General features: G+C 61.3%; 11 protein-coding genes and 1 pseudogene. 8 read left to right on the top strand and 4 right to left on the bottom strand.

Annotated features, from left to right (window positions below):
• Positions 1-6: 6 nt before the first annotated feature.
• The 4 genes from NWE53_RS11205 to NWE53_RS11220 are packed head-to-tail and all read left to right on the top strand — an operon-like array spanning position 7 to position 2,662.
• Positions 7-477, top strand: a complete 471-nt coding sequence (locus NWE53_RS11205) for a (R)-mandelonitrile lyase (protein ID WP_265054372.1) — start codon at positions 7-9, stop codon at positions 475-477.
• 9 nt (positions 478-486) lie between these two features.
• On the top strand, positions 487-966 hold the full coding sequence (locus tag NWE53_RS11210; protein ID WP_265054373.1) for a cytochrome P460 family protein: 480 nt from the start codon (positions 487-489) through the stop codon (positions 964-966).
• Positions 967-974: 8 nt separating this feature from the next.
• A complete protein-coding gene (locus NWE53_RS11215) occupies positions 975-1,688 on the top strand; it encodes a DUF4405 domain-containing protein (protein ID WP_265054374.1) in 714 nt (237 codons plus the stop codon).
• Positions 1,685-2,662: an alpha/beta hydrolase gene (locus tag NWE53_RS11220; protein WP_265054375.1), complete on the top strand. Its 978-nt coding sequence runs from the start codon at positions 1,685-1,687 to the stop codon at positions 2,660-2,662. The genes NWE53_RS11215 and NWE53_RS11220 overlap by 4 nt, the downstream gene beginning before the upstream one ends.
• Here the strand turns inward: NWE53_RS11220 and NWE53_RS11225 are convergent.
• Positions 2,650-3,543, bottom strand: coding sequence for a LysR family transcriptional regulator (locus NWE53_RS11225; RefSeq protein ID WP_265054376.1), 894 nt, complete (start codon positions 3,541-3,543; stop codon positions 2,650-2,652). The genes NWE53_RS11220 and NWE53_RS11225 overlap by 13 nt on opposite strands.
• A gap of 807 nt (positions 3,544-4,350) precedes the next feature.
• Complete coding sequence (locus tag NWE53_RS11230) at positions 4,351-5,403, bottom strand: AraC family transcriptional regulator (protein ID WP_265054377.1); 1,053 nt, start codon at positions 5,401-5,403, stop codon at positions 4,351-4,353.
• Positions 5,404-6,345: 942 nt separating this feature from the next.
• Here NWE53_RS11230 and NWE53_RS29995 point away from each other — a divergent pair.
• Positions 6,346-6,516 (top strand): annotated as a pseudogene (locus NWE53_RS29995) (helix-turn-helix domain-containing protein); the annotation flags it as partial.
• A gap of 171 nt (positions 6,517-6,687) precedes the next feature.
• Here the strand turns inward: NWE53_RS29995 and NWE53_RS11235 are convergent.
• Entirely contained in the window at positions 6,688-7,737 is a 1,050-nt protein-coding gene (locus tag NWE53_RS11235) for an extracellular catalytic domain type 1 short-chain-length polyhydroxyalkanoate depolymerase (RefSeq protein ID WP_265054378.1), read from the bottom strand.
• Positions 7,738-8,156: 419 nt separating this feature from the next.
• Between NWE53_RS11235 and NWE53_RS11240 the strand changes: the two genes are divergently transcribed.
• The 3 genes from NWE53_RS11240 to NWE53_RS11250 all read left to right on the top strand — a co-directional run bounded on the left by NWE53_RS11240 (position 8,157) and on the right by NWE53_RS11250 (position 11,564).
• Positions 8,157-8,573, top strand: coding sequence for a DUF1236 domain-containing protein (locus tag NWE53_RS11240; RefSeq protein ID WP_265054379.1), 417 nt, complete (start codon positions 8,157-8,159; stop codon positions 8,571-8,573).
• 303 nt (positions 8,574-8,876) lie between these two features.
• Complete coding sequence (locus NWE53_RS11245; protein ID WP_265054380.1) at positions 8,877-10,475, top strand: alpha-amylase family glycosyl hydrolase; 1,599 nt, start codon at positions 8,877-8,879, stop codon at positions 10,473-10,475.
• Positions 10,476-10,556: 81 nt separating this feature from the next.
• Complete coding sequence (locus NWE53_RS11250) at positions 10,557-11,564, top strand: glycosyltransferase family 4 protein (RefSeq protein ID WP_265054381.1); 1,008 nt, start codon at positions 10,557-10,559, stop codon at positions 11,562-11,564.
• 486 nt (positions 11,565-12,050) lie between these two features.
• Here NWE53_RS11250 and NWE53_RS11255 read toward each other — a convergent pair whose 3' ends face one another.
• Positions 12,051-13,220 carry a GAF domain-containing sensor histidine kinase gene (locus tag NWE53_RS11255; protein ID WP_265054382.1) on the bottom strand — a complete coding sequence of 390 codons (1,170 nt, stop codon included), beginning with the start codon at positions 13,218-13,220 and terminating at the stop codon, positions 12,051-12,053.
• Between the last annotated feature and the right edge of the window lie 13 nt (positions 13,221-13,233).

A 13,233-nucleotide genomic window follows, 5' to 3' on the forward strand; every position in this document is an offset into this window, starting at 1 on the left:
CCCATCATGCTCACTCCCGCCCTGATCTTCGCCGCGATGGCGCTACCTTTCGGGGCAGCGCTCGCTCAGAGCAACCAGGAGGTGGCGGTCCAGCGCGCCTCCGCGCAGAAGCCGACCGACGGCCCGGCCCAGAACTTCACCGGCAAGGTCTCGGTGACAGGGAGGTTCCAGGGAACGGCTCCGGCGCGCGTTGGTGGGGGCGCGGTCAGTTTCGAAGCCGGTGCGCGCACCGCCTGGCACACCCATCCGCTTGGCCAGACCCTGATCGTCACCCACGGCGTCGGTCGGGTGCAGCACTGGGGCGGCGAGATTCAGGAGATTGGGCCAGGGGATACCGTCTGGATTCCTCCTGGCGTGAAGCACTGGCATGGCGGATCGCCGGCTTCCGGGATGACGCATATCGCCATCTCCGAATCTCTGGACGGCAAGACCGTCGACTGGATGGAGCACGTCTCCGACCAGCAATACGGCCGCTGAGGATCCAGGATGAAACGCGCTACCCAGGCGGCCGTGACGGCCGCCGCGATGACCATCGTTCTCGGCGTCGGCTGGCAGGTGCATGCGGAGTCCACCCGGGCGACGCTTCCGGATCTCGATAAGCTGGTCCACTACACTACCGTACGGCGCGGCAACGTCACCGAGCACATCATGACGACGCCGCAGGCGCTGGAGGCGGTCAAGAACCGCCAGCCCATCCCGCCGGGCACGCATTTCGTGCTGGTCGACTTCCGGGACGGCAAGCTGTTCCGCTACTTCGTCATGGAGAAGGGCGAGGGCTGGGGCGCCGACTACGACGAGCGCCGCCGGACCGGCGACTGGCAGTATCAGTGGTTTTGGCCGGACGGAAAGATCAACACCGCCGAGAACACAGCGCGCTGCGCGAGCTGCCACAGCAGTCAGGCCGGCAGCGATTATCTCTACACGGCCTATCGGATCCCGCGCTTCAACGGCAAACCGGTCGAATAGGCTTTACGATGAGCCGGTTCTTCGCCCTTCGTCTCTGGCTGGACGGTCTCGCAGCCGTCCTGCTCGTGCTCGGCCTGTCCTACTGGTGGCTCGGCAATGTCGCACACGAGATCGCGGGCACGCTCATGTTCGTGCTGCTGATCGCGCACAACGTGTTCAATCGTCGCTGGTACGGCAGTCTCCCGAGGACACGGCGCGAGCCCCGCAGCCTCTTCAACGCCCTCCTCACCGGCGGACTCCTTCTTGCGATGCTGGCGCTGCTGACGACCAGCATCCTGATCTCGAATGCGCTCGCATCCTTCCTGCCTCCCTGGGGCGGGTTCACCGTGCGCCAGATCCATACCGTCGCCGCCTACTGGGTTCTGGTCATCGTGGCGGTGCATCTCGGCCTGCGCTGGCCGATGCTCATGGGGCTGGCGAGGGTGGCCTTCGGTATTCGCGACACCGGTCCGACCAGGACCTGGTTCCTGCGCGCGTTCACGGGCGCAGTGGCTGCTTACGGCATCTGGAGCTGCCTCGTTCTGGGCATCGGGATGAAGCTGACCATGCAGATGAGCCTCGACTGGTGGAACTTTGAAGAGTCGGTCGCGGGCTTCTTCATTCATGTCGGCGCCATCGCCGGGCTGGTCATGTCGGGCACGTATTATGGCATGAGGCTGATCGATTTCGGCCGCCGCCGAAGCCGCGACGCCCGGCCCGTTCCGACGACCGTATCACCATGACGACGCGTCTATCACGGCGTGAGTGGCTCGCCACGGCAGCACTGTGTTCGGCTTCGACCCAGGCATCGGCCGAGACGGCTCCGCGGCATCAGCCTCTGACCGGTGACGCCACCCTTGGGCAGTTGGTCTCTCATCCGGCATTTACCGGGTTCGGTCGTCGGATACTGCCCTGGGACGATCGCGCGCTCGACGAGAGCGCCAGGCTTTCCTCGATCGCCAGCCTGCTGCCCTACCATACCCAGGTCGACATCCCCTCGACCGTTGCCGCGCTCAACCGACTGATCGAGGACGCAGGTCGCGGCCGGCAGATCTTCTACGAGCTCTATGACGACGAGGAGCGACGCGTCGACCCGAGCAAGTTACATGCGGGACTGTTCTTCCTGCGCGGCACGCCCGGCGCACCGTTCGCGATCATCGCTCCAGGAGGCGGTTTTGCCTATGTCGGATCGGTCCATGAAGGATTCCCCTACGCGGCCGAGATCAGCCGCGCCGGGTTGAACGCCTTCGTCCTGAAATACCGGGCCGGAATGGGCGGAGAAACAGCCACCCGGGATCTGGCGGCCGCAATCGGCTTCGTGTTTCGGAACGCCCCCGTGCTGCAGGTTGATACCCGCGCATATTCGCTCTGGGGCAGTTCCGCCGGCGCGCGCATGGCGGCATTCATCGGCAGCCACGGTGCGGCCCGCTTCGGTGGACCCGAATTGCCCCGGCCCGCTGCCGCCATCATGGCCTACACCGCTCATGCCGATGTCGGGGCCGTGGAGCCGCCCACCTTCGCCGTCGTCGGTGCGCACGATGGTATTGCACCGCCGGCGTCGATGGAGCGGCGCATCGCCATTCTCCGCAGCATGGGCGCCGAGACCGAGTACAGGGTTTACCCGGATGTCGCGCACGGCTTCGGTCCTGGCATCGGCACCAGCGCAGAGGGCTGGATAGGAGAGGGTATCCGCTTCTGGCAGCGTCAACCCCGGTAGCGCAGGACATCGACCAGCAGGGAGAGAGCCGAGGAGAAATGCCGTCTGCTCGGATAGTAGAGGTGGTAGCCGGGAAACGGCGGGCACCAATCGTCGAGCACGCGTATGAGCTTTCCCGTGCGGATATGCGGGATCGCCTGGTCCTCCGGCAGGTAGGCAAGGCCGAGCCCGTCGAGCGCTGAGTTCAGCCGAAGTGCGAGGCTATTGAACACGAGTTGCCCTTCACCACGTACCTTGACCTCGCGCCCATCCTTTTCGAGGCCCCAGGGAAACAGGCCGCCATAGGTGGGGAGACGAGACGCGATGCAGTTGTGGGAGGTCAGGTCCTGCGGCGTTTCCGGAACACCGTAGCGTTTGAAATAGGCGGGCGATCCGACCACGGCCATACGCATCTCCGGCCCGATCCGGACGGCGATCATGTCCTTTGCGACCTGCTCGCCCAAACGCACCCCCGCATCATAGCCCGCCGCCACGATGTCGACGAGGCCATAGTCGACGATGATCTCGACCTTGATGTCGGGATGATCCGGCAGCAAGCGGCGCAGGGCTGGCTGCAAAGCTGCGATCGCAGCATGTTCGCCGGCCGTGATGCGGATCGTCCCGGCCGGCTTGCCCCGCAATTCGCCAAGCGCTGCGATCTCTGCCTCGATCTCGTCGAAGCGCGGCGCGATGGTTTCGAGAAGGCGCAAGCCGGCTTCGGTGGGAGCGACGCTTCGGGTGGTGCGCGTTAGAAGCCTAAGCTTCAGGCGTTCCTCGAGAGCCTTGATGGTCTGGCTGAGTGCGGACTGCGAGACTCCCAGCTTGGCACCGGCCTTGGTGAAGCTACGCTCCTTCGCGACCATGGCGAAGGCGGCCAGATCATTGAAGTTCGGCTGCGCCATTTAATTAGAATGCCTTATGAGCTGAGTCGAATTATAGCTCCTGACTGTCATGGCGGGTACTCGCTGGCTGCGCCACATCAATATGGCAATTCGCCGCCGGGAACCGCGGTTTGATCGCCCGAGAGCGGACGCTCTCAACGTCGGGAAGCGTCAGCCTGGTTCGAAATGCGGACTCGCGGCCAACGTCTGACATGGGTCGCGAACTGCCGCCCACTCCGTCCGCGCGAAATGTCTGCTTCCTGGCTAGGCCCCAACTTCCGCTAGTGGCGCGATTGAACCAACAAGGAGGGGTCTGACGAACGTCAGATTCTGGCCCTTCCGGACTCCCGGGACGTCGGCTCTTGGGCAGTCCGGTCTGCGATCCAGCCAACGAGCAAGAGTGGCCCGATACAGACCTCTCTACAGTCCGCTTTCGGCAGCTAATACCTTGGACGAAACGGGAGTGGATCGGCTGCTTTTGAAAATCAGATCGTCGGCAGATGCATGCTCATCGCTTCGGCGCGTCGCTCGGCGGATGTCCTTCACGACCTGCTCTGCCGGTGCTTTCTCCGGCCTGGGGTTCACTGGCGCGGCCTTTGGTTTTGACTCATCTGCGTTCCATAAGGGCTGTGATGATCCAGAAATCCTTCCTCCCTCTGAATGGCATCAAGGGCGCTGACGGCAGATTACAACACAGCCAGAGCCAATGTACTCGGTTAGATTGAAAGGTTCTACAACACGAACTGCACGTACTCGTTTATTGGCTATCTCAGCCCGGACGAGTTCGAAAAGAAAAGGGGACTATCCACAGGACCGCCAGCAGTTCCGCTAAACGTCTCGCCACAAAGAGCGCGAGGCGCGTCGCGCGACCTCCATCGGCGTTTCGCCGAAGCGACGGCGAAAGACCTTGGCAAACCGCGACGAATTGGTGAAGCCGTATCGGCGAGCGACGGTAGTGACAGAATCACTTAGCACGCCAAGAGCTAGCTCTTCGCGCGCTAACTCTAGTCGAATGGCGTGCAACGCGCCCAACGGCGTGCTGCCGCGGAATTGCTTGAACGCATCGTCAAGGGTCCGCAGGCTGCATCCAGCTGCTGCCGCGACATGAGCCATGCGGATCGGTTCAGTGGCACTTTCGCGCATGAAATCCTCCGCACGCCGAATGTAGGCCGGGACGGTCCCGGAAGAGCCCTTCGCCAACCAATTGGAATAGTTGTGCGACGTGCCGCGTAGCACAAGCGAGACCAACAGATCGATCAAGGACGCGAGTGCTACGGGGCTGCTGACCACGCCGTCCTCTCGCCGGAAGTCGTTAAACACAAAATCCAGCTGACTCTTGAGGCTCGCTGCCAGCCCTCTGCTCCAGTCGACGCTGGGCGCGAATTCTAGTGGCTGGCGGAGCGGTTCGTCGAGCATGCGTACCAGCCCATCCTCGACATCCGTAACCCTCAAGAAGACATTTGTGCGCGCGTTGTCATCGCCAATCAGGAGCTGAGTTCCCCGGCTCGGGCGCCACGCGAAACCCTGGCCTCTCATGGCTGTCGCGTGCTTTCCTCGTTGAGCCAACGCCATGTGGCCGGCGAGGATCGATGTGAAGCAAAAAAGGTCGCCTTCGTCGCCGTCGATGGAGAGCTCGGTTGCAAAGCTGCTGTTGGCGTAGCTCGCGACGATTGCGCCGGTGCTACGGGTTGCGAGGGTAAAAAATGGTCTAGCGAAGCTGGCTCGCCACAGCGCTCTGCTCTGGAGCTGGTAGGTGTAGATCCGGCTCGATTTTGCAACGCGTTCGCTAATCCGGAACGAGCCCTCCAAATCCTCGGGTTGTCTCGCTTGGATGACATCGAACATCGTCAACTGGGCAGGATCGATCGCAGCCGTGTTCATTGGCTCGTTCCCCGTGGGCCCTCTAGTCGTCTCAGCATAGACACTTTTCGCAGCGTTTTGACAGAATTGGCAGAAATCTTAGAAATGCCTATCAAATAGCCACCTCAACCAATTTGAATGTGGCAAGTTAATTGCGCTCAGATTCCGCTGTTGTTGCGCCACCATAATCTCGGAAACGGATTTATATATAATAGTAACTATCGCAGCTGGATCCAAGAAATATCGGAGCTTGTTATCAATATGCCAAGCTACGAACAATTATCGCAAATAAATAAAGTAGACATTGTAGGTCTACTAGCAGCAATTTGTACAATATTGGCTTTCTATAATAAAAGCATGAAAACAACGAGGATATACGCCATTTCTGCAAACGTACTATTTATAATATACGGCATAATTTCATTATTATACCCGATACTATTACTTCATTTGATACTATTTCCAATAAATATATTTCGCCTTCTCGAATTAATTAATATCGAATATCAAGCAACTAAAGCGATTAGACAAAACATTGCATAGCATAATGAATGATAATCCCGCAGCAAAAACAAATAACCGAGGCACTCCGATGCATAAGGGGTCAGTAGACTGTTTTTCAATGTTATTGTTCTGCGCATGCGTAGGTCTGGCACCAATCTCTCTCGCCAAGGCCTCGGAACTGACGCCGAGTAAGACATTTCAAACCCGGACCTGTTCTGCCTGGGATAGGCAGCTGCATGGCTTGCTCGACTGGAGCGAGAGGCTCAATCTCCACACGCCCGAGTTTCGCGGGGTCATTCGCGCAGAGGCTCTTAAACTTCAGGTGAGGTGCCTGCGCGATTTGAGCATGGCCTCGCTCAATCGGTATGTGCTGCTCATGAAGGTGATATACGATGATGAGGCGGACGAAGTCGAAAGTTACGATTAAAGCACGATGACGCCCGTCGAACGTTCTTTGAGATGGAAATCCAATCGCGATCCCTGGAATGCCTTGTTGTTCTCGCCGCAGGATTAAATTTTCGTCGGGCGGCTCATAATCTGAGATGGTCTCAACCAGCTCTCAGCATGCGCATCAAGTTGCTTGAACAGTACGTGGTGACCCCTTTATATTCGCGATACCCTCGACAGGTTGCGCTCACACCTGGCAGCGAAGCGTTCCAGACCTGCTCAAGCAGCGATCGCCTGCATCGGACTTGCTCGGCATGGCGCACGCGCGTGCATTTCGGCCAGGCCTGCCGAGTGCCGCTCGGCAGGCCTTCCATCCTGCAGCGACACAGAGCACCACGGTCTATCCCATCGGGACTAGCGCATGAGCCCCGCCGCTCGCAGCGCGTCCTCGATCACCTTTCCCACGCCAGTAGCGGACGCCCGAAGCTGCGAGAAGGGGGCGGCAGGTTTGTCGCCGACACGCTCAGGCGTGGCTTCGGATTTCAGTTTTTCGCCATTGGTGGTCAACGAAAGTTCGGATCCCGTCTCGGTCAACTGCCAGAACCGGGCAATGTGACGTGTCGATGAGATCCTCGCTTCGAGCATGAAAGCTCCTGAAGCCCCGATATCGTCCGCACTGCCAAGGGGCGTGCCGTGCCCCATGCCCTCGACGCTGAACGCCTCGATTTTTGGAACGCCGGCGTCATCGCGCCAGACCCGCTGGGAATGCAGGCCTATCGCGTTTTTCTCAGGGCTTACGCGCTGCAGCCCATGAAGGCCCCTCCATTGTGCAACAATGGCGTCCATGTTCGCGTAAGCAACGGTCTGGTCGGCTGCGCCATGCCAAAGCGAGAGCGTGGGCCAAGGCCCATGGTGGCTAGACGCGCTACGCACCATGGCCTCGAGGTCTCGCTCCGCGGGAAGTCCGTGGCCCCGCATCCTGTCAAACGCTTCGGGGATCGAAGTCGCGCATCCAAAAGGCAGCCCCGCAACGATTGCGCCACCCGCGAAGAGCTCGGGATAGGTTGCGAGCATCGCCGAGGTCATCGCGCCGCCGGCCGAAAGCCCGGTGATGAAGACCCGCCGTCGGTCGAGCCCATGGGCCTCGATCATTGTCCCGGCCATCTGCGCAATCGAAAGCGCCTCTCCGGAGCCTCGCCGGATGTCTTCGGGCACGAACCAGTTGAAGCAGAGGTTTGCGTTGTTGGCCCGCTGTTGCTCGGGGTAGAGAAGCGCGAAGCCGTGTCGGTCCGCAAGCTGGGACCAGCCGGCGCCATGGTCGTATGCGGCCGCCGTTTGTATGCAGCCATGTAGTACGACGACCAGCGGCGCCTGTTCCGGCAAACCTTGGGGAACATAGGTGTACGCCCGAAGCGCGCCTGGATTGGCGCCGAACTTGGCGAGCGGCGACAGTCGGGAAGGCATTGCCGGACCTCCGGCCGCCATATGAACCGATTCAGGCGTGCGATCGTGTCAGAGAGATTGCGCATCGCGGCTGTCCTTTGCGGGTCATGCCGAGATGGCGCTGACACGAGCCCAACGGCCGCGCGCTGATTATGTTGCGATGCACAATCTTCATTTGCTGGTCCGTGCCCCATCGGAGCGAGCGGCGGGCGGGGGAATAGCGCGCCGCTGCTCGAAGCCTGCGATTACTCAGGACCATCAAAATTCCGATTCTTGCGTAACAATGAGAATTCGTCCGGATACTCATAAAATTATGTGAGCTACTTTATTTTATTATCGAAATATTCAACTGGAACTTTTTTGTTTTGGATACGTTTCCGACATAGATGGTCATCTTGCGGGATTTTCCTTCCGGCTGACTCATGCGAAGGATTACTTCCATGCTCAAGACTTTTTTCCTTGTTGCCGTAATCGCTGCCATTCCTGCAACGACCTTCGCTCAGAATGCACCGGCAGCCCAAGGTGGGGCAGTCGGCGGCGCGGCGACCGGAGCGGTTGGCGGCGCGATCGTCGGCGGTCCGATCGGCGCCGTCGTCGGCGGTGTCGGCGGGGCGGTGGTCGGTGCGATCATCGGCGACCAGACGCCGCGCTTCCAGACTTATGTCGTGGAGCAGCGTCGCCCGTCATACACCTATGCCGAGCCCGTGGTCGTCGGCACGACGCTGCCGAGTGAAGGTGTCGTCTATTACGACGTGCCGCGCGAATATGGCGAGACGAGCTATCGCTACACGGTGGTCAACAACCGCACCGTGCTGGTCGATCCCAGAACGGGTCGCATCGTTCAGGTCATCCAGTAAACCGGATCGACTGCCCCGATGGTGATGGCGCGATACGCGTCGTCACCGGCCTAGCCGGCCCATGGGGCATGCCGAAGAACCCACCGGCGAATTCAGGATCGAACCTGCGGGCCAAGCGCCGCAGACGATGGGGTCCATGAAACGCGGCCCCTTCAAGACGCTTGATGATGCACTCGCCGAAATAGAGCGTTTTACCCACGGCACTTGCAGACGGGCGCTACGGGACGATCCAAGCTGACAGCGAGACAACCTGATGGAGCGGCGTGGCATCGGACGAAACCGCATACACAGGAGGCGGTTGGTATGACCGCTCCGTGGTGGCAGACGGGCGTGATCTACCAGATCTATCCGCGTTCATTTCAGGACACGAACGGCGACGGCATCGGCGATCTCAAAGGCATCACGCACAGACTCGACTATCTGGCCAGCCTCGGCATCGACGCCATCTGGATCTCTCCGGTCTACCCTTCGCCGATGGCGGATTTCGGCTATGACGTCGCCGATTACTGCGATGTCGACCCGCGTTTCGGCACTCTTGCCGATTTCGACGATCTTTTGGCCCGCGCCCACGCCCGCGGGCTCAAGGTTCTGCTCGACTTCGTGCCAAACCATACCTCCGACCGCCATACTTGGTTCGTGGAGAGCCGTTCCTCGCGCGACGCTGCGAAACGGGACTGGTACCTCTGGCGCGATCCTGCCCCCGATGGCGGGCCACCCAACAACTGGATCAGTGATTTCGGTGGCTCGGCCTGGGCGTGGGACGAAGCCTCTGGCCAATATTACTACCACGCCTTCCTGAAGGAGCAGCCGGACCTCAACTGGCGCAATCCCGCCGTGCAGGCTTCGATGCACGAGGTGATGCGGTTCTGGTTCGATCGCGGCGTCGACGGTTTCCGTATCGACGTGCTCTGGCACCTGATCAAGGCAGCGGATTATCCCGACAATCCGCCCAATCCGGCCTATCGGCCTGCGATGGGCGAAATGCACCGCGTGCTCCAGCTCCATTCGACCGACCAGCCCGAAGTGCATGCGCTTGCCGCGGAGATGCGCGCCATCGCCGAGAGCTATGGAACGGCAGAGCGGGACGAGCGCGTGCTGATCGGTGAGATCTACCTGCCGGTCGACCGGCTGATGCAATATTACGGGCAGGAGCGGGCAGGCGTGCATCTGCCACTCAACTTTCAACTGATCGATGCGTCTTGGCAGGCGCGCGCTCTTGCGGATTTGATCGCCGGCTACGAGGCGGCGCTTCCACCGGGTGCCTGGCCTAACTGGGTGCTCGGCAACCATGATCGGCCGCGCGTCGCCAGCAAACTGGGTCGGGCGCAGGCTCGCATCGCTGCAATGCTCCTGCTGACGTTGCGGGGCACGCCGACCCTTTATTATGGCGACGAACTCGGCCTGAGCGATTTCCAGATCCCGCCCGGCCGGGTTCAGGACCCCCGCGAATTGCGAGAGCCCGGGCTCGGCCTCGGTCGCGATCCTGTCCGCACACCGATGCCGTGGGACGGAAGCGAGAATGCGGGCTTCAGCACCGCCTCGCCCTGGCTGCCGCTGAATGCCGATTGGCCGGCGCGCAACGTTGCGGTCATGGCTGAGGAGCCGGCCTCGATTCTGGCGCTCTATCGCCGGTTGCTGGCCCTCCGGCGCGCGCATCCGGCATTGGAGATCGGCGATTTCACGCTGCTGGACTCTACAGGCGATGTGCTTGCCTTTGAGCGCCGGCACGGGGTGCAGCGGCTGATCGTGGCGCTTAATATCGGGACAGATGGACAGCGTCTCGAATTGCCGGGCTGGGCAAGCAATTGCCGGCCGATCCTGTCGACGATCGCCGAGTCGACGCTCGTCGAGGATAATGCGCTGCTGCTGCGGGCGAATGAGGGCGTGATCCTAGAAGCCTGATCACGGCTTTTATTTTTTCATCAGATTTTCCGAAAACCGCAATCCACTTTTCGGGCCGATGATTTAGGAAAGGACGACCGTTTGCGCATCGCCATGCTGGCGCCGATCTCCTGGCGCACCCCACCGCGCCATTATGGTCCATGGGAGCTGGTGACCAGTCTCCTGACCGAGGCGCTGGTGGCGCGCGGCGTCGACGTCACCCTATTTGCCACCAGGGACAGCCAGACGGCGGGCACGCTCGCGGGTGTTTGCCCGGCGCCGTATTCCGAAGACCCCACCATCGATGCCAAGGTCTGGGAGATGCTCCACGTTGCCCATGTCTTCGAACGCGCAAACGAGTTCGATCTCATCCATAATCAGGCCGATTTCGTGCCGCTCGCCTTCTCGCGGCTGGTCGAGACGCCGGTGGTGACCACGATCCATGGCTTCTCCTCGGGCCGGATCCTGCCCGCCTTCAAGGCGTATGAGGATCGCGTCCACTACGTCGCGATCAGCGCTGCCGACCGGCATCCCGATTTGCGCTATGCGGCGACGATCCATCACGGGATCAGACTGGAGGATTTTCCCTTTGATCCCGATGGCAGCGAAGACCTCCTCTTCTTCGGCCGGATCCATCCCGACAAGGGGGCGGCCGAGGCGATCACGGCAGCACGCCGCGTAGGCCGACGGCTGGTCATGGCGGGCATCGTGCAGGACCAGAATTACCATAACGAGCATGTCTTGCCCGCTCTCGACGATCGTTCCGTGGCCTATCTTGGCCCGGTCGGCAGGACTGCCCGCACGAAAGCTCTGGGCTCCGCGCGAGCCCTGCTCCACCTCATCAACTTCGAGGAGCCTTTCGGCCTATCGGTCGTGGAGGCTCTCGCCTGCGGAACACCGGTCATCGCCTCCAGGCGCGGCTCGATGCCGGAACTGATCGAGCATGGGGTGACGGGCTTTCTGGTCGATAGCCTCGATGAGGCCGTGGACGCGATTGGGCGCCTCGACGAGATCGATCGCGCCGCCTGCCGCTCGTCAGTCGCCGCGGGCTTCACTGTGGACCGCATGGCCGATCGATACTGGGAACTCTATCGATCGCTCCTTGCATGATAGCCGGCGCGCGGATGTGCTATCAAACCGCCCTTTTACGCAGCGCTATGCGCTTCTCGAACGCCCGAGATCTGCGCTTATGGCGCTGGCGAGGACCCTCTTCGACAAACCTCGCGATGGCTTAGATGCGTGGAAAGCGGATGATGTCGACTAAGCGATGAGCGTTAGCGGCCGCCCGGCTTCGCCTTCGGGCGAGCGCATGCCCGAACTGCTCGGCATGATGCCGGGCGCCCTGCCCACTTGGGCTGATTAACGACTAGGCCGGGCTGACTACGGCTGTCGTTTCCTTGCTCGACGCCGAGCAGATGAACTTCCACCCACTGACCAACGTCGAGAGCACCGGGATATCGCCAGCCAAACTGCTGGATTTCATCCGGTCCTGCGGACTCGAGCCTGTGGTCGTCGACCTGGCGTCCTAGGCGTGACCAGGCTGGTTGGTGACCCAAGTCGCGATCAAGGTACGCGGTTCGCAGGCGGCCGCGACGGTCAGTTAGGCATCCGGAACGTGAACCGGGTCTCCTCGAGCGTGGACGTGGCGTCCAGCGTGCCGCCGTGCGCCTTGGCGATCTCGGAGCAGATGTAGAGCCCCAAGCCGAGGCCCTGTTGGCTTGGCCTCACAGCGCCGCGGACGAAGGGCTTGAATAGTTCTGACGCCACCTCCGGCGGAATCACTTCGCCGGAATTCGAAACCGAGAGTTCGAAGACGCCGGGCGCCGTCATTCCCCTCACGACGACGGGGCGATCATCGGCGCCATGCGTGAGCGCGTTCGCCACAAGGTTGGACAGCATCTGGGCGATGCGGGCGTTGTCGCAGTGGACCTCACCCGCGATGTCGAACTCGGCAAGAATGTCGCGGTTGGGATGTGAGGTCCGAAGCTCGTTGATCACCTCGCCCAGTCGGCTCTCCAAGTCGCCGACAACTTGGCGCCTCAGCGCGATGCCGCTGCCCATGCGCCCACGCGCGAAATCCAGCACGTCGTTAATCAGGCCCGACATCCGGACGACGCTGGAACTCATCATCTTCGTGAGCGACCGTATCTTGTTCAGGTCTTCGGTCCGGTCCTGCATGCGCAGGCCGGCATCGATCGACGCGAGGGGGTTCCTGAGGTCGTGGCCGAGGACAGCGATAAATTGCTCCCGCGTCTCGCCGGTCTGGACCTCGGTTGCGAGGCTCGCCTGGCTTTCGGCCAACTTCTGGTGAGCGTCGAGGTGGAAGGCGATCAGCTCCGCAAACAGCTTGAAAGTGGCGATCGTCGAAGGGGTGCTGACGACGTGCGGCTTTGGATCGATCGCGCACAGCGTGCCAAAGAAGCGGCCGTCCGACAGGACGATCGGCATCGAGATGTAGCTTTGGAGGCCGTACATCGCCGGCGTGTGGTGGGAGCAGTAGACCGGGTCCTCCGCGACGTTGTCGATCACCACGATCTCGCGATGGTCCCGGATTTCGTTGCAGATAGTCGTCTCGATCTTGAGTTCGCCGCCCGGCTGGAGACCGAAGGCGATCTCGTCGCGGACCCCGCAGGCGACCCAGCGGTCGTCGGTGACCCGCGCGACGGCGGCGAAGCCCATTCCGGTAATGCGGCACACCACGTCGAGAATGCTTGGCACCGCCGCGATTTGGGCGACCGCATCGAGGTCATCTTGAAAGTCGTGCAATGGCGGGACCTGT

The organism is Bosea sp. NBC_00550, from assembly GCF_026020075.1.
Lineage (GTDB): Bacteria > Pseudomonadota > Alphaproteobacteria > Rhizobiales > Beijerinckiaceae > Allobosea.